Source organism: Emcibacter nanhaiensis, from assembly GCF_006385175.1.
GTDB classification, from domain to species: domain Bacteria; phylum Pseudomonadota; class Alphaproteobacteria; order Sphingomonadales; family Emcibacteraceae; genus Emcibacter; species Emcibacter nanhaiensis.
Map to the genome: position 1 here is coordinate 238,568 of NZ_VFIY01000015.1, position 26,303 is coordinate 264,870.

Genomic DNA, 26,303 nt, shown 5'->3' on the forward strand with positions numbered 1-26,303 from the left:
TCTGGTTTCTTAGACAATGCGGCAGGACTTCCTGCCGCATTTTTTATTTCAGACCGTTGCCGCCTGGTCGCTTCCGGTCAGGAACTCGAGCAACTGGTCCAGCCGTTCGTTGACTTGCTGGACCGGTAGCTGTGCTTCCAGCACGCGGCAGAGCAGCAGTTCAGGAATTTGCCGGGCCTTCTCTTTCAGGGCCGTTCCTTTCTCCGTCAGGCTCACATAAACTTCCCGCTCATCTTGCTTCCCCCGTGTTTTCAGCAACAGCCCTTTGGCGGCAAGCCGTTTCAGGAGCGGACTCAGGGTGCCGGAATCAAGCATCAGCCGTTGCCCCAGTGTTCTGACCGTTACAGCTTCGCAATTTTCCCACAGGACCAGCATCGCCAGATACTGGGGATAGGTCAGGTCAATTTCCGCCAGCAGCGGCTGGTAGATTTTTGTGATCGCCCGCGAGGCGGCATAGAGCCGGAAACAGGTCTGGTTCTCCAGTTTGAGCAGGTCGTCAGCGGGAGGAAGATCTGGCATCTAGTCTGCTCCGAGTAATTTCTTAATATCGGCGGAAATTTTCCCCGGCTTGGTCATCGGTGCATAGCGCTTGACGATTGTCCCGCTGGGATCCACCAGGAACTTGGTGAAATTCCATTTGATCTTGCGGCTGCCCAACACGCCTTTGGCCTTCGATTTGAGCCAGGTAAACAGCGGGGCTTCATTGTCGCCATTGACCTCGATCTTCTTGAAAATCGGGAAGGTGACGCCGTAGTTAACCTTGCAGAAGCTTTCGATTTCTTCCTGGCTGCCGGGATCCTGGCCGCCGAACTGGTTGCAGGGAAAGCCGAGGATTTCCAGGCCCTGATCCTGATAGGTCTGGTACAGGGTTTCCAGGCCTTCGAACTGGGGCGTAAAACCGCACGCGCTGGCGGTATTGACGATCAACAGGGTCTTGCCACGATAGGCCTCAAGGGTGGTCTGTTCGCCGTTTTTCGTCGTGACGGGAATGGAGTAAATATCTGACATAGCAAGTGCCTCATTATATTATGAACAATTAAATTGTGCACAATATATATAATTTGTCAACCGACAGCCGAATAGTTGCTCCTGCCGGGGAGACAGTTCCGCCGGGAAATGATATCTGTTATGCAGGTCAGATCAGATAAGGAGAATTACGATGGATTTGGGACTGAAGGGCCGCAAGGCCATTGTCTGCGCCTCGAGCAAGGGGCTGGGCCGGGCCTGTGCCGAACATCTGGCGGAGGCCGGCGTCGACCTGGTGCTCAATGCCCGGAGCGCGGGGCCGCTCAGGGAAACGGCCGAACAAATTCGCGCCGCCTTTGGCGTCAAAGTCACCCCGGTGGCGGCCGATGTCACGACCGAAGCCGGGCAGGAGGAGATTTTTGCCGCCTGTCCGGCACCGGATATCCTGGTCAATAATGCAGCCGGGCCGCCGGCCGGGGATTTTCGCGACTGGAGCCGGGCGGACTGGCACATGGCGCTGGACGGCAACATGCTCGCGCCGATCGAAATGATCCGGCGCTGCTTGGACGGCATGATCGCCCGCAAGTTCGGCCGCATTGTCAATATCACCAGCGCCGGGGTGAAATCGCCCTTCAAGCCGCTCGGCCTGTCCAACGGGGCGCGCACCGGCCTGACCGGGTTTATTGCCGGCATTGCCCGGGACGGGGTGGCCCATAATGTGACCATCAACAATTTGCTGCCGGGGCTGTTTGCCACCGACCGCATGACGTCACTGCTGAATATGATCACCACCCGGGACGGCATTTCCGAAGAAGAGGCCATTGCCATCTTCGCCAAAAACTTTCCGGCCGGGCGGCTCGGTAATCCCGATGAATTCGGCGCCTATTGCGCTTTCCTGTGCAGCGCCCGCGCCGGCTATATCACCGGCCAGAACCTGTTGATTGACGGCGGCGACTATCCGGGGACGTTTTAGACAAAAAACGGGGCGACAGGCGCTCCCCTTAAATAAAAAAATGGGGCGCAAGCGCCCCGGGGAGATCGGTGAGTTGGTGTCCGGGAAGGTCAGGCCTTCCCGGAAAGTCTAGGGAGGAGACTTTTTAGAAACGGTAGTCCACTGTCAGGGTGAAGGTCCGCGGGTTGCCGTAGAAGGCGGTCAATGTTCCCTCGGTGCCCAGTGTCGGGGTGACGGTTCCGTCGTCGCCGATGGCAACAAAATTATAGCCCGCTACGATATATTTCTTGTCGGTAATGTTCTTGACATGCGCACCGATGGAAAGTTTGTCGTCTTCCGCATTCCAGACCAGACTTGCATCCCAGAGGGCAAAGCCCGGCTGATCCAGATAGGGATTGGGGGTCTCAAACTGGCTGGCATCGCTGCGGTAGGCCACGGAGGTAATCACGGACAATGCACCATCGTAGGAGCCGAGGGACAGCGGCCGGGTATACTGCAGTGAGCCGCTCGCCGTCCAGTCCGGGGTGTTCTGGAACACGCGCTCGTCCGCGACATCTTCGCCGAAGGCGTCGATAAATTCGTTGAACTTGGCGTCCAGATATCCAACTGAGAAGTTCATATTCAGCGTGTCGCCCTGTCCGGTCAGGTCGCCCGCCAGAAGGGCCCGGCCCTCGATTTCGATCCCGTTGACGTCCGCATCCCCGGCGTTGGAGGTTACGCCGATAAAGGTGCCGTCAGGGGTGCCGACAGAGCCCGGAATCTGGATGTTTGTGTAATTGGACAGGAAGCCGGCAACACTGATGTCCATCCGGTTATCGAACAGCGAGGCTTTCCAGCCGAGTTCAACGGTTTTGACGGTTTCCGGCTCGAAAGACATGAAGTTGAAAATATCTTCGTAATCGATGTCGCCGTCACCGTCCAGATCCGGCGCCGCGGTTGTCTGGCTGCGGGGGTCAAAACCACCGCCCTTGAATCCCTCGCTATAGCTCAGGTAGATGTTGTGGTTATCGTTGGGCTTGAAGCTCAAAGATGCCCGGGGCGTGAATTTTTCGTATGTTTCGCTGCCGTTAAAGTCGGAGGTCGTGGCGATCACAACTGCATCGCCGCCAAAACGTTCGGAAGTACCGCCGATGAAGGTGCGGCGCAGAACCTGTGACGTGCGTTTGTCGCTGGTATAGCGACCGCCGACGGACAGGCTGAACTGTTCGGTGAGGTCATAGGTGAAGTCGCCGAATACAGACCAGGTGCTGGTGTCAACATCGCCGAGCGTGTTGGCGTTGAGGCCCGGCAAGCCGATCAGGTCGCCGGTGGTGCCAAGGATTACATCGAAATCATTGAAAGCGTTGGCGTCCAGGTAGTAAAAACCGGCAACGCCGCTCAGTCGCTCACCTTCATAAATCAACTGGAATTCTTCAGAGAACTGATCATTTTTATACAGTACGGGAACATCGAGGTCCGCTGCCGGCAGACTGTCAAAATCGATCGGGCTCCATGACTCATCCTTGCGGTAGGCCGCGATATTCTTCACCGTCAGGGTATCGCTCAGCTGCCATTCCAGCACACCGGAAAAACCGTAGGCTTCCACACTCTGTTTCGGATTGTTGAGACCTGCCCGGGTATCAAATACGTTGTCCAGGACCGGATCACCGGAGGTGCTCGGGATCAGGCGGTGGCCCTGGCGCGGATCGGAGTCATCTTTGATATAGTCGGCGGCCAAGCGGATGAAAACAGTATCTGAAGGCGTGAACTCAACGGATCCCCGTCCGGCCACCACCTGCTTGTGGTAGTTGTCCAAGCCGCTGATGTTGAGGTTTTCACCAAATCCGCCACGGTTCAGTGTCGCCAGGGCGGCGCCGACGCGAACCGTATCTGAAACCGGGGTACTGCCGCTGACCACCAGGTCCAGCTGTTCATAGGTGCCGATAGAACCGCGGACATTGAGTTCAGGGTCGTCCGCCAGCCGTTTGGTGACATATTTCACGGCGCCCCCGATGGTGTTGCGGCCGTACAGGGTACCCTGCGGACCGCGCAGGACCTCGATCCGTTCCACGTCATAGATGTCAACCACGGCAGCCTGCGGCCGGTTGAGGTAAACGTCATCAATATAGAGACCAACACCGGCCTCAAAACCGGCGACCGGATCCTGCTGGCCGATACCGCGAATAAAGGCGGTCAGGGTGGTGTTGGTGCCGCGGGAAACCTCCAGGGTCAGGTTCGGGGTGAATTTCGCCACCTCGACAATGTCCTGCACGCCCTGGTTCTCGAGCATGTCTGCGCCAAAGGCGGAAACCGCAACCGGAACATCCTGCAGGCTTTCTGACCGGCGACGGGCGGTGACGGTGATTTCCTCAAGCACATAGCCGTCGTCGGCTTCCTGGGCGTTGGCCCAGCCGGGCACACTGACGATGGTGGCGCCGGCCAGAATCCCCGCCAGGGAGACGGAATGTAAGAATTTTGATTTAAACGGTGTTCTGTTCATCAGAAGGACCTCCCAGATGTGTTTTGGTTTCCCGATTGATGCCTTATGCGGTCGTCCCGGACCGGCATCAACCCAATTTCCATGGACGGGATTTTTATCTTTTCCCGTTTGACCCGAGAAAACCTATCACAGCTTTTACGGGTGCGCCCTATAGACCTAGGTCCATATACCCTTGCGAGCCGATTCTCCCATAGAATGCGAGTCAAATTTCATAATAAACCTATAAAAAACAATATGTTAAATATATAGCCCCGGGAGGCTGCGCTAATATAATGTTAAGCTTAATTGGTCTGATAGGCGGTTTGCTGCTGCTGATTTACCTCACCATCCGGGGGGTCAGCATTATGATTGCCGCTCCGTTCTGCGCCCTGATTGTGGCGCTCACCGGCGACCTCACCCTGATGCCGCAGTGGGCCGGCGAGGGCGAGGCCAATTTCGTCAGCAATTATATGGCGGGCTTCACTAAATTTATCTTCAGCTGGTTTTTCATGTTCCTGCTCGGCGCCATTTTCGGCAAGGTGATGGAGGACTCCGGCGCCGCCTACAGTTTCTCCGACTGGGTGATCGGCAAACTGGGCAAACGCAATGCGGTGCTGGCCGTGGTCGGCGCCTGTGCGATCCTGACCTACGGCGGGGTCAGTGTCTTTGTCGTGGCTTTCTCCGTCTATCCCATTGCGCTCAGCCTGTTCAGGGAAGCGAACCTGCCGCGCCGCTTCATTCCCGCGACCCTGGCTTTCGGCTCGGTGACTTTCACCATGACCTCCGCCGGATCGCCGGAAATCCAGAACTGGATCCCGATCAAATATCTCGGCACCACCCATTTTGCCGGCTGGCAGGTGAGCCTGGTGGTGGCCCTGTTCATGATGCTGTTCGGCTACTGGTGGCTCAGCTTCATGATCCGCCGCGCGGTGCGCAACGGGGAAAGTTTCGAGGTCCGCTCCGACGATGTGTTCGAGCGTAATTTTTCGTCCAAGCCGCATCCGCTGCTCAGCCTGCTGCCGCTGCTGACGGTGCTTGTGGTCGCTTTCATGTTTCATGACTCGTTGAAGGAGTCGGCATTGATCCTGGCGCTGCTGAGCGGGGTTCTGATGGGGATATTTCTGAACCTGCACCGCTTTGACAATCTGCAGAAAACCTGCGCCATCGGCGCCACCGGAGCGGTGATCGCCATCGCCAATACGGCGGCAGTGGTGGGCTTCGGCACCGTCGCCCAGGCCACGCCCGCCTTCGCTGCGGCGGTGGATTTCATGACCAACCTGCCGGGCAACGAACTGGTCGGCGCAGCGGTCGCGGTCACGGTGATCGCCGGCCTGACCGGCTCGGCCTCGGGCGGGCAGTCCATTGCCCTGCCGTTGCTGGCCCCTCATTACCTGGATGCCGGCGTCAACCCGGAAGCCTTGCACAGGGTGGTGGCGATCGCCTCGGGGGCGCTCGACAGCCTGCCGCACAATGGCTATGTGGTGACCACCATTCATGCCATCTGCAAGGAAACCCATAAAAATGCCTATGCGCCGCTGGGCGCGCTGACCGTCATCGTGCCCACAATCGGGCTGGCGATGGCCATCGCCCTGTTTATACTATAGAGAGAATGATCATGACTCTGACCCGACTGAAACTGATGTCCGTAACCCTCGCCTCGCTGGCCGCCCTGTCGGCCTGCGGCACGGAGAAGGCCGAGGTGCAAAAGCCGGCTTCCCTGATCGGGACCGAGACACATGCCTATTATGACGGCTCGGACAATGATCTGCTGACCGCCGGGCTGGGTACGGCCGGGCTGCAGGGGCCGGAGCCGCAGCTGGCGGATCCGCTCAATCCGACGGTGGAGGAAATCCGCCGGCTGACCATCTATTTCAATTTCCGCGCTCTGGTGGATGTGACCGATGCAGGGGGCTATGGCCGGCTCTATGGCCCGAAAGGGGAAGGCAAGGTCGCGGGGCATGAATATCTGGTCATGGGGACGATCGACGGCCTCAAGCAGCCGGTCACCTATATGATCCAGGTGCCGGATAATTTTGACAAGAATGATCCCTGCCTGGTGACGGCGCCGTCATCCGGCGGGCGCTCTGTATTTGGGGCGGTGGGCACGGTCGGCAGTTGGGCTCTGCCCAAGGGCTGCGCCGTGGCCTACACCGACAAGGCAACCGGCATCGGCATGCAGTTCCTGGGCGAGGGGCTGGTCTATGACATGCATGGCCGGTTGGTGAAGAAGAGTGACGCCCCGGTACCCTTTCAGCTGGACGAAACCGAGGCACTCAAAGCCTATGCGGCGGAAAACCCCCTGCACATCGCTCTCAAGCATGCCCATTCCCGGGACAACAGTATGAAGGACTGGGGCCGGATCGTACTCGAATCCATTCGGGTCGGTTTTTATATCCTCAACAAATACCACCAGCCCGAACAGGGCGGTAAAGTCTATGACAAAGATACGGTGACAGTGATTGCCTCCAGTATCTCCAACGGAGGGTACAGCAGCCTCAAGGCGGCGGAACAGGACGGGGACGGGCTGATCGACGCCATTGTAGTGTCCGAGCCCAATGTGTCCCCGGACATGGCCAGTGTGGGGCCGGTGTCTGTCGCCTGGGGCGCGAATGAGCTTGCCCTGAACGGGGCCCAGTTCCTGGAATACAGCAGCAAGGTCAATGTCCTGCTGGCCTGCGCCATGCTCTCTGAACCCAGGGACCTGCCGCTGCGCGCCTATATCCCGCTCGGCGACGCGGGCCTTGCCAATCGCTGCCAGACCTTGGCGGAAAAAGGCCTGGTCAAGGGAGATACAGCTGAGGATCGCTCCCGGGATGCGCGGGCGCAACTGCGTGCCTACGGTGTGCTCGAGGACAGCAGTTTGATGGACGGATTCTCCGTCTTCTCGGAAATCTGGCCGGCGGTGGTCGGCGATTACGCCATGGCCTTCGGCCGTTACGGGGTCGAAGACCAGTTGTGCGGCGTGGCCATCGGCGCCACCAGCAAAACCGGTCAGTTGGAGGACTATCCGGCCGAACGCAAACAGGTGAATTTCGCCAAAAGCACCGGCATGATCCCGAGCAACGACATCAACTGGGTCAAGAAGTCCGATGCCGGCTGGCAGCGGGCCCAGTTCACCCCCAACCCGGAAAACGGCCTGTTTGACCATGACGCCACCAGCGCCTTGTGCTTTGACGGACTGGTGCAACAGGATCCGGCGGTGGCCACCGGGATGGAAGAAGTACGCAACTCCGCCGACCTCGGTGGGCGTCCGGCGATCATTGTGCATGGCCGCAGGGACAGCCTGATCCATGTAAACTTCGCTTCCCGCTCCTACTATGCGCTGAACAAGGCGAAAAAGGGCGACGCATCAGACCTGCATTATTACGAGGTGCGCAACGGCCAGCATTTCGACGCGCTCAGCATGCTGCCGGCCTTTGCCGCCAAACTAGCGCCGATGCATTATTATTTCGAGCAATCGCTGGATCTGATGTGGGATCACCTGAAAAAGGGTGCGCCGCTGCCGCCGAGCCAGCTGCTCGACACCAAGGAGCGGGGCATGGATCCGGCCGGCACCGTACCGCCGCTGGCTGCGGACCATATGCCGGCGATCGCGGCCGCGCCCGGCAAAATGGAAATTACATTTGACGGCGATCGCCTGACGGTACCAGAATAGACGGGTCAATAGGGGCAACAATAAAGGCTGACGGGAGGACGCATCCGAGTTGGCAGACCTGCTGAGTAACTGGACTATTATTCTGATTTCCCTCGCGTTCATGGGGGGACTGTTTTTCATGGCCTGGCTCGGGGACCGGCGGGCGGACGTGCTCAACCGGTCCCGCTGGCGTCCGGTCATTTACGGCCTCGGCTTTGCCGTGCACAGCACTACCTGGGCCATGTATGGCACCATTGGCCAGTCGGCCCAGAACGGCTGGGTGTTCGGCCCCACTTATGTGGGCGGGATCCTGGTGATGCTGTTTGCGGTGGGCCTGGTGGAAAAGATGCTCACCATCGGCCATCGCCAGAATATTACCTCCATCGCTGACTTCGTTTCCGCCCGCTACGGAAAGTCCCAATCATTGGCCATCCTGGTGACCCTGGTCGCCATCATCGGCGTTACGCCCTATATCGCTCTGCAGCTTAAAGCCCTGGCCAGCAGCTTCAACGTGCTGACCGGCGGCTTTATGGAACAGAGCTGGCCGTCTTCCCCGCTGCCCTTTGGCCGCGATACCGCCTTGTTCGTGGCAGTGTTGATGATGCTGTTTTCCATCCTGTTCGGGGCGCGCCGTGTGGTCTCGTCGGAACGGCACGAAGGACTGATGCTGGTGGTGGCCTTCCTGTCCCTGTTCAAGCTGCTGGTCTTTATCGGCGCCGGCCTGTTTGTCACCTACGGGCTGTTCGGCGGCCTTGGCGACCTGATTGACCGGGCGGCAGTGGAAGGGATCTATGATCATGTGCAGGAGCAGGCCTCTTCCGAATACAGCTTCCTGTCGTCCATTGTCCTCGGCGGCCTGGCCATTTTCTGTCTGCCGCGGTCTTTCCATGTGATCGTGGTGGAAAACACCCGGGTGTCGGACCTCAAGGTGGCGCGCTGGATATTTGCCGCCTTCCTGTTCCTGATCGGCCTGTTTATCTGGCCCATCACCAGCGCCGGTCTGCTGTTGATGCCAGCGGACGCCAACCCGGACATGTATATTCTCAGCCTGCCGCTCTCCACCGGCCATCCCGCATTTGCGGTTTTGATTTATCTGGGCGGTCTCGCCGCAGCGGTCAGTATGGTGATCATTTCCACGGTGACGCTCAGCATTATGGTCTGTAACGACGTGGTCATTCCCTTGTTGCTGCGTTCGGCCTTTTTCACCCGGGACACGACCCGGGATTTTTCCGCCATTGTGCCGCTGGTGCGCCGCATTGCCATCGTGCTGATCATCAGCTTGGCCTATCTCTATTATCGTATTCTCACCAGCTATTCGGAACTGGCCAGTTTCGGCCTGTTGTCCATGGCGCTCCTGAGCCAGTTTGCCCCGCCGCTGATTGGCGGCATGTACTGGAAGCAGGGGCACCGGCGTGGCGTGATGGCCGGGTTACTGGCTGGCCTGGTCGTCTGTTTCTATACCCTGATGATTCCCGAACTTGCCCGCTCCGGCCTGTGGAGCGGGGATCTGGTGGAGCAGGGACTGTTCGGGCAAAGCTGGCTCCGGCCGACGGCGCTGTTCGGCACCGACTTCATGGATACGGTGGGGCACGGCCTGTTCTGGAGCCTGCTGTTCAACAGCGGCCTCTATGTCTTCGTTTCACTCCGCTCAAAGGCCAACCTGGTGGAACATATCCAGGCGGCGACTTTCACCGATCAGGACCAGGGGGAAAGCGGCGAGGACCTGAGCCAGTTCCGGGAAGTGGTCAATAACGCAGACCTGCAGTCGCTCGCCGAACGCTTCATTGGCGAGGAGGCGGCCCGGGAAGCGTTCCGCAAATTTGCCGATGACAAGGGCTTAAGCCTGCAGCCCTCGGACAAGGCGGTTGGCGCCACCATCCTGTTTACCGAACGCCTGCTGGCCGGGGCGATCGGCTCGGCCTCGGCCCGGGTGGTGCTGAAAATGGCGCTCGAGGGCCGCAACATCAAGCTGGATGACTTCGTCAGCATCGTTGACGAGGCCTCGACCGTCTTCAAATATAACCGCGACCTGCTGCAGTCCTCCATGGACAATGTCAGCCAGGGCATCAGCGTGGTTGACCATAACCTGCGCATGGTGGCCTGGAACAAAAGCTATGAGGAGATTCTCGGCTACCCCGACGGTTTCCTCTATGAGGGACGCCATGTCTCGGAACTGATCCGTTTCTGTGCCGACCGGGGCGATTTCGGCGCTGCCGAGCCGGAAGAGGAAATCAGGAAACGGATCGACTATATGGAGGCGGGGTCGGCCTATACCTTCCAGCGCTTTCGTAAGGACGGCACGGTGGTCGAGATGCGCGGCAAGCCCATGCCGGGCGGCGGCTTTGTCACCAGCTACACCGACATTACCGAATTCAAAAACGCCGAGGCCGCACTCAAGGAGGCCAACGAAACCCTGGAGCAGCGGGTGGCTGAACGAACCCGGGAACTGGCGACGGCCAAGGCGGAAGCGGAAGATGCCAACCGCAGCAAAACCCGGTTTCTTGCTGCGGTCAGCCATGACGTTCTGCAGCCGCTCAATGCGGCGCGGATTTTCACCTCGGCGCTGGACCAGAAGTCCTTTGATGGAAAGACCGATGATCTTGTCGACCATCTGGACAGCTCCCTCAACTCGGTAGAGGAAATCCTCAAGGAAGTGCTGGATATTTCCAAACTGGAAGCGGGTGCCATCCGGCCCGAGATTACCGACTTTGCCCTGGAAGACGTGGTGGCGGGGCTGGGCACTGAATTCCGGCCGCTGTTTGAGGACAAGGGGCTCGAACTGACCCTGAAATGCGGCGGCTATATTGTGCGCAGTGACCGGCAGTTCCTGCGCCGGATCCTGCAGAATTTCCTGTCCAATGCCCTGAAATATACGCGGCAGGGCCGGGTTCTGCTGGGCTGCCGCCGGGCCGGGCCGGACCAGGTGCGGATTGAGGTCTGGGATACCGGCAGCGGCATTCCCGAGGAATATCAGGAACAGATTTTCGGCGAGTTCCAGCGCCTCGATTTTCTTGACCAGGCCACCGAAAAGGGGCTCGGCCTCGGCCTTGCCATTGTCCGGCGTATGTCCGGCATGCTCGGTCATGACGTCAGGGTGCATTCGGAACATGGCAGGGGCAGCTGCTTTTCCGTAACGGTTCCCCTTGGCGAGAGGACTGCTCAGTCTGCCTCATCCCAAAAGGATAGCCAGGCGCAGTGGGACAGCTTCGCCGGGCGCCGGGTGGTCTGCCTCGATAATGATTCCTCCATTTTGCTTGGCATGGAAGCGCTGCTTGGCAACTGGCAGTGTGAGGTTACAGGCTGCCGTAGCGAAGAAGAGTTTTTGTCGGCATTGGCCCAAACCCGGCCAGATGTGATCCTGGCTGATTATCATCTGGACGGTGTCCGCACCGGCATCGATATAGTCTCGGCCTTTAATAAGGCGCAGGCCGGGGAAATTCCCTGTATTGTCATTTCCGCCGACCAGACCGAACAGGTCAAAAAGGAAGCGCGGGAAAAGGGCTACTATTACCTGCCCAAGCCGCTCCGGGCGGCGTCGCTCCGAACGGTTCTCGCGAAAATCTGGTCTGAAGGCTAAGCGTCAGACGCTGTTCTGGGGCTGGTCCAGTTCTTCAAGGTCCAGCTGCTTCATGGCCGCCACGATCTGAGTGCGGCGGAACATGCCGAATTTTTTCAGGATCGATGTCATATGCGCCTTCACCGTGGAGATGGACAGGTCCATCTCATAGGCGATCTGCTTGTTCAAAAGGCCTTGGGCCATGTAGCTCAGCACGCGATATTGCTGTGGGGTCAGGCTGCCGAGTATGCGGGCCACATCCTGTTTGTCCGGGTCGGGTGCGGGCCGGCTTGATCGCGCGGCTTCCGGAATCCAGGGTTGTCCCTGATCGACGGCCTGCAGAGCTTCAGCCATCTCCGGCAGGCTCTGGGATTTGGCGATGAACCCGGCGGCGCCGTAATTCAGGCACTGGTGAATGGTGGCCGGGGCTTCGTTGCCGGACACAATAATGATAGGCAGTTCGGGGAACTGTTCACGAATAAAAATCAGGCCGGAATAGCCGAAGGTGCCGGGCATCTGCAAATCCAGCAGCAGGAAGTCGGCATGCGGCACTTCCTCCAGCTTCTGCTGCAGGTCGTCGAGGGTGCCGGCTTCATGAATATGGCAGTCGCCGAACGCCTGCCCGATGGCCTGTTGCAGGGCCGTGCGGAACAGCGGATGGTCGTCGGCGATGATGATGGTTCTTTTGTCGTCCATGGACCCGGTTATTTTATTCTCTCCCTATGGCGGCCATGCTAGCGCCTTTGGCGGCAGAGGTACAGGAAATATCGCGGCAGGACGGGGTGCAAAACAGAAAAAAGCCGCTCACAAGTGAGACGGCCCAGTAAATGCTTTTCTCTTAAGAAATTGGAGCGGGCGATGAGATTCGAACTCACGACCCTAACCTTGGCAAGGTTATGCTCTACCCCTGAGCTACGCCCGCATTCCAATTTGGGGCAAGCCGCATCAACGCGACTTGTGGGCGGGATAATACGCAGATGTTTTCCAAATGCAAGTACAAAATCCAAATAAATTTCATTTGATTGTCATCAAGGCCCGCCGCTATAAAAAAGCCGGTTTTTGCAGGTTAAAAACAGGACTATTGGCTGGAAAATGAGCAATCAGGCGGAAGAAAAACTCTTTAAGTGTTTTGAGGAACTGGGAATCGAAACCCGGACCGTCCGGCATGCACCGGTTTTTTCGGTCGAAGACAGCCAGGCCCTGTGCAGCAACATTGAAGGCGGCCACTGCAAGAGTCTTTTCCTGAAAGACAAAAAAGGCCGCCTGCTGCTGGTGGTGCTGCTTGAGGACCGGCGTCTCGACATCAAGGCGCTGCAGAAAAGCGATAAGCTGTCGGTCGGCCGGCTGAGCTTCGGTTCCGCCGAGCTGATGCAGGAAGTGCTCGGGGTCACGCCGGGCTCAGTCACGCCTTTCAGCCTGGTCAATCTGCCGGACCGCTACCGGGAAGACGGCTTCACCCTGATTCTCGACAAGGCAATGATGGACCATGAGTTGCTCAACTATCACCCGCTTCATAACGAGGCGACCACCACAATCCGCCGTGCTGACCTGCTCAAATTCGTCCGTCATTTCGGAATCGAACCGATAATTATGGATTTTGACGCCGCCGTTCTTTAACCGGGGCCTGTTTCACTCTATATTAAAGACCAGAGAAAAAACAATGATGGGCAGTGACAAGAGGCGCCCGAAAATAAAGGATACAAGATGCAGACGATTGATGGCGCGGACCAGGGACCGGCGGGACTGATCAAGGATGTGGACACCTCCACCTTCATGGCGGATGTGATTGAGGCCTCCCAGGACGTGCCCGTGCTGGTTGATTTCTGGGCGCCCTGGTGCGAACCCTGCAAGGCGCTGACGCCGGTGCTGGAAAGAGTGGTCAACGAAGCCGGGGGCGCGGTGCGCCTGGCCAAGATCAATATTGACGAAAACCAGCAGATCGCCAGCCAGATGCAGATCCGGTCCGTCCCGACAGTGGTGGCCTTCAAGGATGGCCGTCCGGTCGATGCCTTCGCCGGGGCTTTGCCGGCGGACAAGATCAAGGAATTTATCGCCCGCTTTGCCGGGGAGATCGGCCCGTCCCCGCTGGAACAGATGCTGGAGCAGGCCGCCATGCTGATCGAAGGCCGGGATTTCGAGAGCGCCGGCGGGATTTATTCCCAGATCCTGCAGGTGGAACCGCAGAATGTGATCGCCATTGCCGGCCTGACCCGGGTGCTGGTCGAACTGGGCGATCTGGAAAATGCCGAAAATGTTCTCAACAGCGCCCAGGCCAACCTGGAAAACACGCCGGAAATTTCTTCGGCCCGGGCGGCGCTGGAGATGGCCAAACAGGCGGGCGAGCTTGGCGATGTGCAGGAACTGGAAGCCGCGCTGTTTGAAAATCCGGACAACCACCGGGCCCGGTTTGACCTGGCGCTGGCGCTATGGGCCCAAGGACGGCGGGATGATGCGGCCGACCAGTTGCTGGACATTATTGCCAGGGACCGGGAATGGCAGGATGACGGCGCCCGGGAGCAACTGGTGAAATTTTTCGAGATTGCCGGTCCGGCCGACCCCTTTACGCTCCGGGCGCGACGCAAGCTTTCAAGCCTTCTTTTTGCCTGAGGTGTTGAGATGTTCGGACTGGAAGAGCTGCCAGACGTAATCCCGGTGTTTCCCCTGACCCGGGCATTGCTGTTGCCGAAAAGCCAGCTCTACCTCAATATTTTTGAACCCCGCTACCTGGAAATGGTGGAGCATGCCCGCGAGGGACAGGGGGTGATTGGCATGATCCAGCCGTTGCCGATGGAAGGTGTCGGTCCGGCTGGGCTCGCCCTCGATAATATCGGACGCGGTCCCGAAACGCCGCCACTGTACGGCAGCGGATGCCTGGGCATGATTTCCAGTTTCGAACAGACCAAAGATGGTCAGGTGACTCTCATGCTGACGGGACTGAGCCGCTTTGACGTGGTCGAGGAACTGCCCCAGCGTCATCTCTATCGCGAACTTCGGGTCAGCTATGACAATTATACGGAAGATTGTGGCGCTCCGCCGCGCTCTCCGGATATCGATCGCTATCGGCTGGAGGGCCTGCTGTTGAAATCACTGGAGGCCCGGGGGCTGTCGGCAGACTGGGGTGACTTTTTCGAGCAGGCGGAAGATGAAGTGCTGATCAATGAACTGGCCAAATATTGTGTCACCAGTTCGGGCGAGGCCCAGGCGGTGCTTGAAGCCAGGAGTCTCAAAGACCGTTTTGACCTGATGGTCAATCTCCTGGAAATCAATCTTGCCGACCCGTCCGGATCGGCCGACAAACATTATCATTGAAGGTGAAAGATGAGTGACGAACAACTTCCGGAAAAGGAAAACTACGGCAAGGTGGACCCAAAGCTTCTCGAGGTGCTGGCCTGTCCGGTCACCAAGGAACCGCTGGAATATGACCGCGAGGCGGGCGAACTGATCAGCCGCAAGGCAAGGCTGGCCTTTCCGATCCGCGACGGTATCCCCATCATGCTGGTGGAGGAAGCGCGGGAACTTGAGTAGTTTGTCAAGTTCCCGAGGTCGGCCGGATTTCACGTTCACTTCCATTCCATAGGCTGACACCTGTAAGAAATCCTGACAGTTTTACGGCCTGCTTTACACATTTGGTTATGGTGATTAAGTTAACCAACTGTTTTAAAAGTATTTTTTGTGGCACGAAAATTACCTAGAAACAAGGCGTGAAAAATGTCGAAAATACAAAAAAGAGGAAGTAAAAATGCGTAACTGGATTTCGAGACTGATCGTTTCATCAGCGCTGGTTTTTATTGGGTCGGCGGGCCTGGCGCATGCTGGATTGATTTTGCAGGCGGTTGATGTAACTGCAACAAATTCAAACGGTACGGCCGTCGCCGGAAATATGATCGATCAAAGCAGTTTGAGTGCGGGGTATACGTCCCAAGTGACCGATTTTGATGCCTATGTGACCAGCACAACACATGATTTCTCCTGTGGCTATGGCTGTTGGGCAAGTGTGCCTGGTACTGGTTATCCGATGGAGCTTACATTTTCTCTTGGTGGTCTGTATGCCATTCAGTCACTTGGGTTATGGTCATTTGGCTTCGATGCCGGCGTTAACGCCTTTGACCTTTACGCTGCCGATAATGCCGGCTTTGTTGACGAAATACTGCTTGGAAGTTTCAACGCAACTAATATTACAACTGAGGCTTCAAATGTGGGTCAGGTATTTTCATTTGCATCGACAGAGGCGTCATTTGTCAAAATGGTGATTAACTCCAACTTTGGGCATCCGCAGGCAGTGGTTGGTGAGATTGCGTTTGAGCTTTCGGACGACGTGCAGGTTGCGGAACCTGCCGGACTAGGGCTTCTGGGGCTTGGGTTGCTCGGTCTTGCTGCCACACGGAAACGTCGCACCTAAATCAATTTTGTCGTAGCTCTATAACGGCGGCGCCCTCAGGATATTGGACGCCGCCTTTTTGTTTGCTCTGTCTGACGAAGTTCGGAAGGTGAGGAATTTCCTCTACAGGCTCTCTCCCCTGAGAAGCCTCGGCAGGTCGCCGACGGTGCCCCGGGCGTGGCGCATGAAGAATTTCCGCAAGGGCGGGATTTCATTGACCAGGCCGAGGCCCAACTGCCGCGCCACGCGGACCGGGGCAATATCGTTGGAAAAGAGCCGGGTCAGCCCGTCGGTGACCAGGGCCAGGGTGGCATTGTCGGTGCGCCGCCAGCGGGCATAATGTTCCAGCACATCTGGCGCGCCGATGTCCCCGCCAAGCCGGGCCTGATCGACAATGACCTGCAGCAGCACGGCAATGTCCCGGAGGCCCAGGTTGAATCCCTGCCCGGCGATGGGGTGAATGCCATGGGCCGCATCGCCCACCAGGCAAAAACGGTCGTCGGTGTAGCGGTCGGCCAGCTGCAGGGTCAGGGGGTAGGACCATCTCTGGCCGAGCGATTTGACCTCGCCGAGGAAAGTACCGAATTTTTTGCCAAGTTCCCGGTTAAAGGCGTCTTCCGACAGGCCCATGATGGTCTTTGCCAGATCATTGGGTTCGGTCCAGACGATGGAGGCGCGGTTGCCTGTTAACGGCAGGATGGCAAAGGGGCCGCCGGGGAAGAAACGCTCATGGGCGATGCCCTGGTGGTCTTTTTCGTGTTCGACAGTAGTGACGATGCCGGCCTGGTGATAGTCCCAGGTGCGGCTGCGGATACCATGCAGGTCGCGCAGCGGCGAGCGGCGGCCTTCCGCCGCCACCAGCAGCGCGGCGGTCAGTTTCCTGCCGCTGGACAGGGTGACCTCTGTATGTCCCGGACCGGCCTCACATCCGGTGATCCTTTCCGGCATCAGCAGAGTGATGTTTTTTTCGGCGACGAGAGCGTCATAGAGGCCCTTGCGGATGTGGCGGACCTCAACCATGTAACCGAGCGGGCCCTCGCCCAGTTCCTTTTCATCAAAATGCAGAAACAGCGGCGAAAAGCCGTCAGTCACGCGGATCTCGTTGATGGGCTGGGCGTCAAAGCCGATTTTTTCCCACAGCCCCAGGCTTTCCAGCATCATATAGGGGGCATGGGAGATGGCATAGGAACGGCCGTCAAAGTCGTCATTCAGGGTGGCGGTCAGGTCAACCTGGTCGATGAGGGTACAGTTCAGGCCCTGGCGGGCAAGACCCAGAGCCAGGGTCATACCGGCGACGCCGCTGCCAGAAATCACCACATCACAATCAAGCTTCATTTACCCGTCCGGTACAAAATGAGGGACTGGGGCACAGTTAGAATTTGGCCATTTCAGTCCGTTGATTTACACTGATTATATATAGACCGCATCTTTCCGCTGGCAATGCAAAATATTTGATCAAAATATATGCAAATATAAAAATTGCACAAAAAATAGTCATTAATAAAAGATTAAATATTTGGCCAGGATTTTGAAATATTTTTTTTCTTTTTAAAAATCAAAGGGTTATGCGCAAATTTCGATTCTGGCACGACTCTTGAAATGAATCTGGCAACTCGGACATACAGGAGGAAGAGTCTATGAAATTAATAACTGCAATTATAAAGCCGTTCAAACTGGATGAGGTGCGTGAGGCCCTCACCGGTATCGGTGTAGAAGGTCTCACTGTGAATGAGGTCAAAGGTTATGGCCGTCAACAGGGCCATTCCGAAATCTATCGTGGTGCCGAATATGACGTGGCCTTTGTACCGAAGGTTCGTCTTGAACTCGCCGTGAAAGAGGATCTTGTTGACAAGGCAATCGAGGCTGTCAGGCAGGCTGCCTATTCGGGTCGCATTGGCGATGGCAAAATTTTTGTTGTCGACCTTTTGCAGGCCATGCGGATCAGGACAGGAGAGACGGGCGAAGACGCCCTTTAGGAGAAGAAATATGAAAAAGTTATTACGTGGGACAAGTTTGTTTTTGGTGATTTCGGCTTTCATGGGCGTTTCTGCTGCCCATGCCGAAGTAAGCGAAGAAACAGCTTATATTTTAAATACACTATTGTTTTTGATTGGTGGCTTCCTGGTGATGTGGATGGCTGCAGGCTTCTGTATGCTTGAAGCCGGCCTTGTGCGGACCAAAAACGTTTCCACCATGTGCCTTAAAAACATCGCGCTCTATGCCCTTGCCGGCATCATGTATTACCTGATCGGTTACAACCTGATGTATTCCGGTGTGGCTGAAGGTACCGGTTTCATGGGAACCTTCTCTATCTGGGGTCCCGGCGAAACAGCCGCTTCTGAAATGATTGATGTTTCCGGTGGTTATGCCTCTGCATCAGACTGGTTCTTCCAGATGGTGTTTGTGGCCACCGCTGCTTCAGTCGTGTCAGGTACCCTGGCCGAGCGCATCAAGCTGATGCCCTTCTTTATCTTCGTACTTGTTCTGACCGGTATTATCTACCCGATCCAGGGTTCCTGGGAATGGGGTGCCGGCTGGCTCGACGGTCTGGGCTTCAGTGACTTTGCCGGTTCTACCCTGGTGCACTCCACAGGTGGTTGGGCTGCTCTGGTCGGCGCCATCATCCTCGGTGCCCGTAAAGGCAAATATGCTGCCGACGGTTCCGTTCGCCCGATCCCGGGTTCATCCCTGCCGCTCGCTACCCTGGGTACATTCATCCTGTGGCTCGGCTGGTTCGGATTTAACGGCGCCTCACAGCTGGCTCTTGGTTCTGCCATCGACGCTGTTGCCGTATCCCAGATCTTTGCCAACACCAACATGGCTGCTGCCGGCGGTATCGTAGCTGCCATGGCTCTGACCAAGATCATCTACAAGAAGATCGACCTGACCATGGCCCTGAACGGCGCCCTTGCCGGTCTGGTGTCCATCACGGCTGAACCGCTGACTCCGACCATCGGTGAATCCATCCTGATCGGTGCCTTCGGTGGCGTCCTGGTGGTCTTCGCCGTGCCGCTGCTCGACAAACTGAAGATCGATGACGTTGTCGGTGCGATCCCGGTTCACCTGGTCTGCGGTATCTGGGGTACGCTGGCTGTCGCCATCACCAACCCGGATGTGACTTTCATCGCTCAGCTGACCGGTGTGGTTGCTATCGGTGCCTTCGTAGCCATCTCCAGTGCTGTGGTATGGCTGGTGCTGAAATACACCATGGGTATCCGGATGAGCGAAGAAGACGAAGACCGCGGTAGCGACCTGGCTGAACTTGGCCTGGAAGCCTATCCGGAATTCGGTCACGGTTCCCAGAAACTCTAATCGGGACCGTATAACTTAAAGTTTGGTCTTTGGCTTGGGTCTTCTAGCTAACTGACCATTGGGCGGGTGCTCCAGTCCCTCATGAGCGCCCGCCCTCCCTTTTTCAAAAATGGGCAAAATTTATGCAAGTGGGCAAAAGCTATTCAGCTCTTGCCTGTTTTTTTTGCATATTGCAACGCCGCAATTTCTGGTCATTTTTTGTTAATATATTGGGCAGACAGAATTTTTCCTTTTCTGGCACGGTTTTTGAGTACTGCTCGCCCCGAAAGGTCCCACTTCCGGGCCTTGAAAATGAGGGACAAATATTATGGAAGCCTTACAATCGGGCGCCGACGTATTTTTTGTACTTGTCGGTGCCATTCTCGTGTTTGCTATGCATTCAGGTTTCGCCTTTCTCGAGGTGGGAACCGTTCGTAAAAAGAACCAGGTTAATGCCCTGGTGAAAATCCTTTCCGATTTCGGAATGTCCACCGTGGCCTATTTCTTTATCGGCTATGGGGTTGCCTATGGGGTCAGTTTCCTGGCCAGTGCCGCGGAAATCAGCGGCATGACCGGCGAGCTGTTTGCCGCCAACGGCTATGACCTGGTAAAATTCTTCTTTCTGCTGACGTTTGCCGCGGCCATCCCGGCGATCATTTCCGGCGGCATCGCCGAACGGGCCAAATTCGGTTCCCAGCTTCTGGCGACGGCCGTCATCGTCGGCCTGGTCTATCCCTTCTTTGAGGGCATGGTCTGGGGCGATACCCTGAATTTCCAGGGCATGATGGAAGCCATGTTCGGGGCGCCGTTCCACGATTTTGCCGGTTCCATCGTTGTGCATGCGGTCGGCGGCTGGCTGGCGCTTGGCGCCGTCGTGCTGCTGGGCGCCCGCATTGGTCGCTATCGCAAGGACGGTTCGGCGGTGGGTATTCCGCCGTCAAATATTCCGTTCCTGGCGCTCGGCTCCTGGATCCTGTGCATCGGCTGGTTCGGCTTTAACGTGATGAGCGCCCAGGCAGTGGACGGGGCCAGCGGCCTGGTGGCCATGAACAGCCTGCTGGCCATGGTTGGCGGTCTTCTGTCAGCCTTGCTGGTTGGCCGCAATGACCCCGGGTTTGTGCATAACGGTGCGCTGGCCGGTTTGGTGGCCGTTTGTGCCGGCTCTGATATCATGCACCCGGTCGGCGCCCTCGCTGTCGGCGCAGTGGCCGGGGTGATTTTTGTGAAACTGTTCGTGGTTTGCCAGGAAAAATGGAAAATTGACGATGTGTTGGGCGTGTGGCCCCTGCACGGCCTGTGCGGGCTGTGGGGCGGCATCGCGGCCGGCATTTTCGGTCTTGAGGCCTTGTGGGGCCTGGGCGGCGTCACCTTCCTGTCCCAGCTGGTGGGCAGCCTGATTGGGGCCGGTTTCGCCCTTGTGGCCGGATTTATCGTTTATGGCGTGATCCGCCAGTTCCTGGGCATCCGCCTGGATGAGGAAGAAGAATTCCGCGGCGCGGATCTCAGCATCCATAAAATCTCCGCCTATCCGGAGGAAGATCTGACCATGAAGTAGTCCGGCAGACGGGCTTATTTGAGCAGGGCGGGCCTTCGGGTCCGCCCTTTTCTGTTCCGGAGGACGCATTTCTGTGCTTGTTTCCCCCCGTCCGGGAAAGTAAAGTAGCGCCAGATTAACAGAAGGACTTGTTATTTGTTGAATTCCCGTCTGAAGGCGCTGCCGGATTATCCTTTTCCTCGCATGCGGGCTTTGCTCAATGATATTGAATCTGGTGATCCCGGGGGACTGAACATGTCCCTGGGGGAGCCGCAGCATGAGATCCCGGAATTTGTGGCCGAGATCCTGTATCAGGAACGGGCCAGCTATCACAAATATCCGCCGGTCGCGGGAACCCCGGACTGGCAGCAGGCGGTCGGCGGCTGGCTGGAACGGCGTTTCGGGCTGGACGAGGGCATGCTCGGGGCAGATCACCTGGTGCCGCTTTGCGGCAGCCGGGAAGGCCTGTTTGCCATCGGGTTTGTGACCATTGACCGGCAGAAGGCGGGCGGCGTGCCGCTGGTGCTGATGCCCAATCCCTTCTACCAACCTTATGCCGGGGCAGCCATTGCCGCCAACGCGGAGCCTTTCTATGTGAATGCGGAGGCGGAAAACGGGTTTTTGCCGGACTATGAGGCCTTGCCGGAAGAGGTTCTGGAACGGACGGCGCTTTGCTTTATCTGCAATCCCGCCAATCCCCAGGGCAGTTTTGCCTCCCTCGATTATCTGAAAAAAGCCATCCGCTTGGCCAGAAAGTATGATTTCGTGCTGGTGGGGGATGAATGTTATTCGGAAATCTATGACGCCGAGGCGCCGGTTGGGATTTTGCAGGCCTGCATGGAGCTGGTCTCGGCAGGCGAAGGCGATCCGGAAAATCCGTTCGACCATGTGGTCTGTTTCAATTCGCTTTCGAAACGCTCCAATCTGGCCGGGTTGCGCTCCGCCTTTATGGCCGGCGATCCGGTGATTGCTGCCGAATGCCGCAGGTTGCGCAATTACGGCGGCTCCCCCCTGCCGCTGCCGGTCGATGCCGCCTCCGCCGCCGCCTGGCGGGATGAGGAACATGTAATCGCCAACCGGGCGCTGTATCGCCGCAAGTTTGACCTGGCAGAAAAATATCTGGCCGGCCGGTTTGACTTTTCGCGCCCATCGGGCGGTTTTTGCCTGTGGCTCAGGGTCGGGGACGGGGAACAGGCAGCCAGGGCCCTGTGGCGGGAAGCCGGCATCAAGGTATTGCCCGGGGCCTATCTGGCACGGGAAGACCGCAACGGCGTCAATCCCGGTGCCGGATATATCCGTCTCACCCTGGTGCATGGGGAAGAGCTGCTGGAGCCGGCACTCGCCAAAATCGCCACAATTTTATAGAAGAGTAATTTTTGTAAAACCTGCAAGATGTAATATAGTTGCAGTCAGGCAAGATATTTTAGGATTAGTTTTTGGCTAACAGACGGAAAAGTATAAAGAAATCTGCCAAAAAGGCCCTTTTGCCCGAGGCAGTCACCGAATTCCTGAAAAAGAGCTTCATCCGGGGATGGGGCGCTGTTCTGGTGATATTTGCCCTGGCGGTCTACGCCTCTTTTCTCAGCTATGATACCCATGACCCGAGCTGGAATAACGAAGTTGTCGGCCCGGTCGGCAACTGGCTTGGGGCGCCGGGAGCCCATGTGGCAGACCTGTTGCTCCAGTCCCTTGGTCTCGGGGCCGTGGTTCTCATCTTCCCCTTCATTACCTGGGGCTGGCGGGTGATCTCCCTGCAGGGCCTGCCGTTCCTGTTCCGCCATTTGCTGCTGTTGCCCATTGCGGTGCTGTTGGCCTCGCTGGCGACGTCCCTGTTTCCGGCCAGTTCCGCCTGGCCGCTGCCGACAGGGATGGGCGGCATCCTGGGCGACCTGCTGAAAGATAACCTGATGTCGGTCTGGGCCATGACCGGGGTGGAGGCCTTTCCGGTGATCATGGGGCTTGTATCCCTGGTTCTGACGGGGCTGTGCCTGCTGTTTGTGCTGGGACTGGAAAAATCCGAATGGCGGACCATCGGCGCCTTCCTGGTCTGGCTCGTGCTCAAGGGAGCAGGCAGTGCTGTTGCCGGGATACGGCGGGTGGCGGGCCAGTTGCGCCGGGAACCGGTGGAAAGCGGCAATGTCATTGATGTCAGCCCCAGGAAAGCCAAAGTGCGCAAGGAGCCGGTGATCGAAAAGGCTGCGGAGCCGGTGGAGCAGAAATCCATTCCCGTTGTCGACACGCCGAAACCGAAGGAAACAAAAAGCCGCCGCGAGGAAAAGGAAAAACAGCCGATGCTGGATATCCTTTCCGACGGCGAGTTTGCCCTGCCGCCGCTCAGCCTGTTGAGCAAGGCCAAGCCGCTGTCCAGGGAGGACCGGCTGTCCCGCGAGGCGCTGGAACAAAATGCCCGCATGCTGGAATCTGTGCTGGATGATTTTGGTGTCCAGGGAGAGATTGTCCAGGTCCGCCCCGGACCGGTGGTGACCCTCTATGAACTGGAGCCGTCGCCGGGAACCAAATCATCCCGGGTGATCAATCTGGCCGACGATATCGCCCGCAGCATGAGCGCCGTTTCCGCCCGTGTCGCCGTGGTGCCGGGCAAGAACGCCATCGGTATCGAACTGCCTAACAGCAAACGCGAGATTGTGGCGCTGCGCGAGCTGCTGACCAGTCCGGCCTATGAAGACAGCAAGGCCAAGCTGCCGCTCACACTGGGCAAGGATATCGGCGGCGAACCGATCATTGCCGACCTGGCCAGCATGCCGCACCTTCTGGTGGCCGGCACCACCGGCTCCGGTAAGTCGGTCGCCATTAACGTAATGATCCTGTCGCTGCTCTATAAGCTGACGCCGGAACAGTGCCGCCTGATCATGATCGACCCCAAGATGCTGGAACTGTCGGTCTATGACAATATTCCCCATCTGCTCACCCCGGTGGTGACGGACCCGAAGAAGGCGGTGGTGGCGCTGAAATGGGCGGTGCAGGAAATGGACCAGCGCTACCAGAATATCGCCAAGCTGCAGGTGCGCAACATCACCGCCTATAACCAGCGCCTGGAGCAGGCCCGCAAGAAGGGCGAGGATATTGTGCGCCGGGTCCAGACCGGCTTTGACCCGGAAACCGGTGAACCGGTTTACGAGGAGGAACATCTCGACCTGACCCCGATGCCGATGATTGTCATCGTCGTCGACGAGATGGCGGACCTGATGCTGGTGGCCGGCAAGGATATCGAGGTGCTGATCCAGCGCTTGGCCCAGAAAGCCAGGGCCGCGGGCATTCACCTGATCATGGCGACACAGCGCCCGTCGGTGGATGTGATCACCGGCACCATCAAGGCCAACCTTGCGACCCGGATCAGTTTCCAGGTGACCTCAAAGATCGACAGCCGCACCATCCTTGGCGAACAGGGGGCGGAACAGCTGCTGGGTATGGGGGACATGCTCTATATGGCCGGGGGTGGCCGCATTACCCGCGTCCATGGCCCCTTTGTCAGTGACGAGGAAGTGGAGCGGGTGGCGGACGAATTGCGCAAGCAGGGCTGGCCCGATTACCTCGAAAATGTGACCGAAGAGCCCGAGGAGGGTTATGAAAATACCTTCCTGCAGCATGCGGTCAGCGACGGCAATGGTGGAAAATCCAGTGGCGACGACCTATATGATCAGGCAGTGGCTATTGTGGCCCGGGACGGCAAGGCCTCCACCAGCTATGTCCAGCGGCAGTTGCAGATCGGCTATAACCGGGCTGCCAACATTATCGACCGAATGGAAAAAGAAGGTGTGATCAGTGCCGCCAACCATGTGGGCAAGCGGGAAGTCCTGATCCAGGACCACAGCGGTGAAAGCTGATGCCTTATTTTGATCCCGATGGTGTGCTATCCAGTGGGCGTGCGGGAGTGTTGGGAAAGACGATGAACAAATATTTTTTAGCCGGAGCTCTTGTGGTTTCCACCCTGCTGCCCGCGGGACAAACGGTCCAGGCGATCGAGCGGACCCCCCGCGCCGAAATGAAAACGGTTGAAGCGGCGCCCACTCTGGTCACCGGCGAGGACCGGGAGAAGGTTATTGCCCGCATCGAGGAGAGCCTCAATAAAATCAAGAGCCTGAAGGCGCAGTTTATCCAGCGGGCCCCGGACGGCACCACATCCGAAGGGACCGTCTTCCTGGAGCGGCCGGGCAAGCTGCGTTTTGACTATGAAGACGACCTGCCGTTCCTGATTGTCAGTGACGGCAATATGCTCAGCTTTATCGACTATGAGGTGGACCAGATTACCCGCTGGCCGATCGGCAAGACTCCGCTGGGGATCCTGGTGGATGATACTGTCAGCCTGAGTGGCAAAGTGGAAGTTCCGGAAATCATCCGGTTTGCCGGCCTGCTCAAGGTGCCGGTGATTGACAAGGAACGGGAAGAGCAGGGCTATATTACCTTGATTTTTGAGGAATCCGGCATGGAGCTCAAGGCCTGGGAAGTGATGGACGCCCAGGGCTATCTGACCCGTGTCGCCCTGGTCAATCCGCAGTATAATGTGGAAATTGACAAGGACCGGTTTACCTATAAGGATCCGCGGCCGATCAGCAAACGCCCGGTCCACGGCCCGCGCAAGTAGTTGCGGGAACGGCGGAAAACCGGAAACAACATTATTTTCATGTAAAAACCCTTATAAAGCAATAGGTTGCTAAATAATTGCAGATACACTCTTGAAAGTGGATGCTTTTCACTTATCTCTAATATGCGAGCCGGGGTTGCTTATATGATCTACACTTCCTCAGATTATCCAGTTCCCCGGTTCGTCGGCAAGAGGTTTCCCTCCCCCTCCCTCTTGCCTAGCATAGCGTAGACTGCCCGGTCAGATGTGTCTGACCGGGTTTTTTTCTATTCGCTCCTTGTGCAAGCCCTGTCAGCGGATTAGTAATGAGCGGAAGAGTTATTCAGGAAGAACCCGTCATGAGTGAAGAAGACATCGATATCGAGGATTATCCCACACTCCTGCAGGTGGGGCGGTTTGCCCGGTTGATCCCCCGGACCAACTGGTTCCGCAATGTCGGGGAGCCGCTGAGCGCCGAGCTCAGGGAAAAGGCACAGGACTATCTTGATGCCCTGGGGTTTCCGGGCGCGGATATCGCCCAGATCCATGACTGGGACGAGGCGGCGGCGACCATGGAAACCAACGACTGGAACAGTCCCTGGTGGGAAGCGGAAGAGCAGATACTGGCCGGTCTTGCCCTGAGCGCCCAGGAGATGCTTGATGAAGAGGCCCTGCGGGTGGCGCTGACCCATGTGAATACCCAAGCCTCCGAATATGTTACCGATAACCTGATTACCACAGCGGATATGTGGGGTATCCATGACGAGGAACTGATCCGGGCGGCCGCAGGGACCGCCATGCATTGCTGTTACCAGACGGCGCTGATGATTGCGGCCGGGGAAGAGGAAAATCATCCCTTTGCCCTCAAGTTTCAGCTTTATGAGATGGGCTGGTGGCCACTGGGCGTCGTTGGCAATACCTTCAATATTTTCTGACCAGCATTATATATAGA

At 57.5% G+C, this 26,303-nt stretch carries 21 protein-coding genes and 1 tRNA gene; 16 read left to right on the forward strand and 6 right to left on the reverse strand.

Annotated features, from left to right (window positions below; all coding sequences use genetic code 11):
- Positions 1 to 48: 48 nt before the first annotated feature.
- On the reverse strand, positions 49 to 519 hold the full coding sequence (locus tag FIV46_RS13050; RefSeq protein ID WP_139941370.1) for a MarR family winged helix-turn-helix transcriptional regulator: 471 nt from the start codon (positions 517 to 519) through the stop codon (positions 49 to 51).
- Positions 520 to 1,008, reverse strand: a complete 489-nt coding sequence (locus tag FIV46_RS13055; RefSeq protein ID WP_139941371.1) for a glutathione peroxidase — start codon at positions 1,006 to 1,008, stop codon at positions 520 to 522.
- A 151-nt stretch (positions 1,009 to 1,159) separates the two neighbouring features.
- Between FIV46_RS13055 and FIV46_RS13060 the strand changes: the two genes are divergently transcribed.
- Entirely contained in the window at positions 1,160 to 1,939 is a 780-nt protein-coding gene (locus FIV46_RS13060) for an SDR family oxidoreductase (protein ID WP_139941372.1), read from the forward strand.
- A 124-nt stretch (positions 1,940 to 2,063) separates the two neighbouring features.
- Here the strand turns inward: FIV46_RS13060 and FIV46_RS13065 are convergent, their stop codons facing one another.
- Positions 2,064 to 4,397, reverse strand: a complete 2,334-nt coding sequence (locus FIV46_RS13065) for a TonB-dependent receptor (RefSeq protein ID WP_139941373.1) — start codon at positions 4,395 to 4,397, stop codon at positions 2,064 to 2,066.
- Between the two features lie 272 nt (positions 4,398 to 4,669).
- Between FIV46_RS13065 and FIV46_RS13070 the strand changes: the two genes are divergently transcribed.
- The 3 genes from FIV46_RS13070 to FIV46_RS13080 are packed head-to-tail and all read left to right on the forward strand — an operon-like array spanning position 4,670 to position 11,587.
- On the forward strand, positions 4,670 to 5,980 hold the full coding sequence (locus FIV46_RS13070; RefSeq protein WP_139941374.1) for a GntP family permease: 1,311 nt from the start codon (positions 4,670 to 4,672) through the stop codon (positions 5,978 to 5,980).
- Positions 5,981 to 5,991: 11 nt separating this feature from the next.
- Positions 5,992 to 8,031 carry a 3-hydroxybutyrate oligomer hydrolase family protein gene (locus tag FIV46_RS13075; protein ID WP_181163234.1) on the forward strand — a complete coding sequence of 680 codons (2,040 nt, stop codon included), beginning with the start codon at positions 5,992 to 5,994 and terminating at the stop codon, positions 8,029 to 8,031.
- A 49-nt stretch (positions 8,032 to 8,080) separates the two neighbouring features.
- Complete coding sequence (locus tag FIV46_RS13080; protein WP_139941376.1) at positions 8,081 to 11,587, forward strand: PAS domain-containing hybrid sensor histidine kinase/response regulator; 3,507 nt, start codon at positions 8,081 to 8,083, stop codon at positions 11,585 to 11,587.
- 3 nt (positions 11,588 to 11,590) lie between these two features.
- Here FIV46_RS13080 and FIV46_RS13085 read toward each other — a convergent pair whose 3' ends face one another.
- Together FIV46_RS13085 and FIV46_RS13090 are read right to left on the reverse strand one after the other, a co-directional pair.
- Positions 11,591 to 12,262: a response regulator gene (locus FIV46_RS13085; protein WP_139941377.1), complete on the reverse strand. Its 672-nt coding sequence runs from the start codon at positions 12,260 to 12,262 to the stop codon at positions 11,591 to 11,593.
- 151 nt (positions 12,263 to 12,413) lie between these two features.
- Positions 12,414 to 12,488: transfer RNA gene (locus tag FIV46_RS13090), tRNA-Gly, on the reverse strand.
- A 170-nt stretch (positions 12,489 to 12,658) separates the two neighbouring features.
- Between FIV46_RS13090 and FIV46_RS13095 the strand changes: the two genes are divergently transcribed.
- The 5 genes from FIV46_RS13095 (at position 12,659) to FIV46_RS13115 (ending at position 15,965) form a co-directional block, all read left to right on the forward strand.
- Entirely contained in the window at positions 12,659 to 13,183 is a 525-nt protein-coding gene (locus FIV46_RS13095) for a prolyl-tRNA synthetase associated domain-containing protein (RefSeq protein WP_139941378.1), read from the forward strand.
- 87 nt (positions 13,184 to 13,270) lie between these two features.
- Positions 13,271 to 14,173 (forward strand): thioredoxin, encoded by a 903-nt coding sequence (gene trxA, locus FIV46_RS13100; protein ID WP_139941379.1) that lies wholly within the window; start codon positions 13,271 to 13,273, stop codon positions 14,171 to 14,173.
- A gap of 9 nt (positions 14,174 to 14,182) precedes the next feature.
- A complete protein-coding gene (locus FIV46_RS13105; protein WP_139941380.1) occupies positions 14,183 to 14,875 on the forward strand; it encodes an LON peptidase substrate-binding domain-containing protein in 693 nt (230 codons plus the stop codon).
- Positions 14,876 to 14,884: 9 nt separating this feature from the next.
- Positions 14,885 to 15,091, forward strand: coding sequence for a Trm112 family protein (locus FIV46_RS13110; protein WP_139941381.1), 207 nt, complete (start codon positions 14,885 to 14,887; stop codon positions 15,089 to 15,091).
- A 214-nt stretch (positions 15,092 to 15,305) separates the two neighbouring features.
- Positions 15,306 to 15,965 carry a PEP-CTERM sorting domain-containing protein gene (locus tag FIV46_RS13115; protein WP_139941382.1) on the forward strand — a complete coding sequence of 220 codons (660 nt, stop codon included), beginning with the start codon at positions 15,306 to 15,308 and terminating at the stop codon, positions 15,963 to 15,965.
- Between the two features lie 102 nt (positions 15,966 to 16,067).
- Here the strand turns inward: FIV46_RS13115 and FIV46_RS13120 are convergent, their stop codons facing one another.
- A complete protein-coding gene (locus tag FIV46_RS13120) occupies positions 16,068 to 17,279 on the reverse strand; it encodes a UbiH/UbiF/VisC/COQ6 family ubiquinone biosynthesis hydroxylase (protein ID WP_139941383.1) in 1,212 nt (403 codons plus the stop codon).
- Between the two features lie 302 nt (positions 17,280 to 17,581).
- Between FIV46_RS13120 and FIV46_RS13125 the strand changes: the two genes are divergently transcribed.
- From FIV46_RS13125 to FIV46_RS13155, 7 genes are all read left to right on the forward strand, one after another.
- Complete coding sequence (locus FIV46_RS13125) at positions 17,582 to 17,920, forward strand: P-II family nitrogen regulator (protein ID WP_139941384.1); 339 nt, start codon at positions 17,582 to 17,584, stop codon at positions 17,918 to 17,920.
- 61 nt (positions 17,921 to 17,981) lie between these two features.
- Complete coding sequence (locus FIV46_RS13130; protein WP_342780437.1) at positions 17,982 to 19,256, forward strand: ammonium transporter; 1,275 nt, start codon at positions 17,982 to 17,984, stop codon at positions 19,254 to 19,256.
- A gap of 307 nt (positions 19,257 to 19,563) precedes the next feature.
- Positions 19,564 to 20,790 carry an ammonium transporter gene (locus FIV46_RS13135; RefSeq protein ID WP_139941386.1) on the forward strand — a complete coding sequence of 409 codons (1,227 nt, stop codon included), beginning with the start codon at positions 19,564 to 19,566 and terminating at the stop codon, positions 20,788 to 20,790.
- A gap of 135 nt (positions 20,791 to 20,925) precedes the next feature.
- Positions 20,926 to 22,134, forward strand: a complete 1,209-nt coding sequence (locus FIV46_RS13140; RefSeq protein ID WP_219846117.1) for an aminotransferase class I/II-fold pyridoxal phosphate-dependent enzyme — start codon at positions 20,926 to 20,928, stop codon at positions 22,132 to 22,134.
- Positions 22,135 to 22,205: 71 nt separating this feature from the next.
- On the forward strand, positions 22,206 to 24,614 hold the full coding sequence (locus FIV46_RS13145) for a DNA translocase FtsK (protein ID WP_139941387.1): 2,409 nt from the start codon (positions 22,206 to 22,208) through the stop codon (positions 24,612 to 24,614).
- A 62-nt stretch (positions 24,615 to 24,676) separates the two neighbouring features.
- Positions 24,677 to 25,372: a LolA family protein gene (locus tag FIV46_RS13150; protein WP_181163235.1), complete on the forward strand. Its 696-nt coding sequence runs from the start codon at positions 24,677 to 24,679 to the stop codon at positions 25,370 to 25,372.
- Between the two features lie 338 nt (positions 25,373 to 25,710).
- The gene (locus FIV46_RS13155) at positions 25,711 to 26,286 is read left to right on the forward strand and encodes a hypothetical protein (protein ID WP_139941389.1); all 576 of its coding nucleotides are present in this window, start codon (positions 25,711 to 25,713) and stop codon (positions 26,284 to 26,286) included.
- The last annotated feature ends 17 nt before the right edge of the window (positions 26,287 to 26,303 follow it).

What these genes read in the sequence shown, in the direction of transcription:
- FIV46_RS13050 (WP_139941370.1), bottom strand. Translation starts at nt 519, where the DNA reads ATGCCAGATCTTCCTCCCGCTGACGACCTGCTCAAACTGGAGAACCAG.
- FIV46_RS13055 (WP_139941371.1), bottom strand. Translation starts at nt 1,008, where the DNA reads ATGTCAGATATTTACTCCATTCCCGTCACGACGAAAAACGGCGAACAG.
- FIV46_RS13060 (WP_139941372.1), top strand. Translation starts at nt 1,160, where the DNA reads ATGGATTTGGGACTGAAGGGCCGCAAGGCCATTGTCTGCGCCTCGAGC.
- FIV46_RS13065 (WP_139941373.1), bottom strand. Translation starts at nt 4,397, where the DNA reads ATGAACAGAACACCGTTTAAATCAAAATTCTTACATTCCGTCTCCCTG.
- FIV46_RS13070 (WP_139941374.1), top strand. Translation starts at nt 4,670, where the DNA reads ATGTTAAGCTTAATTGGTCTGATAGGCGGTTTGCTGCTGCTGATTTAC.
- FIV46_RS13075 (WP_181163234.1), top strand. Translation starts at nt 5,992, where the DNA reads ATGACTCTGACCCGACTGAAACTGATGTCCGTAACCCTCGCCTCGCTG.
- FIV46_RS13085 (WP_139941377.1), bottom strand. Translation starts at nt 12,262, where the DNA reads ATGGACGACAAAAGAACCATCATCATCGCCGACGACCATCCGCTGTTC.
- FIV46_RS13095 (WP_139941378.1), top strand. Translation starts at nt 12,659, where the DNA reads ATGAGCAATCAGGCGGAAGAAAAACTCTTTAAGTGTTTTGAGGAACTG.
- trxA (WP_139941379.1), top strand. Translation starts at nt 13,271, where the DNA reads ATGCAGACGATTGATGGCGCGGACCAGGGACCGGCGGGACTGATCAAG.
- FIV46_RS13105 (WP_139941380.1), top strand. Translation starts at nt 14,183, where the DNA reads ATGTTCGGACTGGAAGAGCTGCCAGACGTAATCCCGGTGTTTCCCCTG.
- FIV46_RS13110 (WP_139941381.1), top strand. Translation starts at nt 14,885, where the DNA reads ATGAGTGACGAACAACTTCCGGAAAAGGAAAACTACGGCAAGGTGGAC.
- FIV46_RS13115 (WP_139941382.1), top strand. Translation starts at nt 15,306, where the DNA reads ATGCGTAACTGGATTTCGAGACTGATCGTTTCATCAGCGCTGGTTTTT.
- FIV46_RS13120 (WP_139941383.1), bottom strand. Translation starts at nt 17,279, where the DNA reads ATGAAGCTTGATTGTGATGTGGTGATTTCTGGCAGCGGCGTCGCCGGT.
- FIV46_RS13125 (WP_139941384.1), top strand. Translation starts at nt 17,582, where the DNA reads ATGAAATTAATAACTGCAATTATAAAGCCGTTCAAACTGGATGAGGTG.
- FIV46_RS13130 (WP_342780437.1), top strand. Translation starts at nt 17,982, where the DNA reads ATGGGCGTTTCTGCTGCCCATGCCGAAGTAAGCGAAGAAACAGCTTAT.
- FIV46_RS13135 (WP_139941386.1), top strand. Translation starts at nt 19,564, where the DNA reads ATGGAAGCCTTACAATCGGGCGCCGACGTATTTTTTGTACTTGTCGGT.
- FIV46_RS13150 (WP_181163235.1), top strand. Translation starts at nt 24,677, where the DNA reads ATGAACAAATATTTTTTAGCCGGAGCTCTTGTGGTTTCCACCCTGCTG.
- FIV46_RS13155 (WP_139941389.1), top strand. Translation starts at nt 25,711, where the DNA reads ATGAGTGAAGAAGACATCGATATCGAGGATTATCCCACACTCCTGCAG.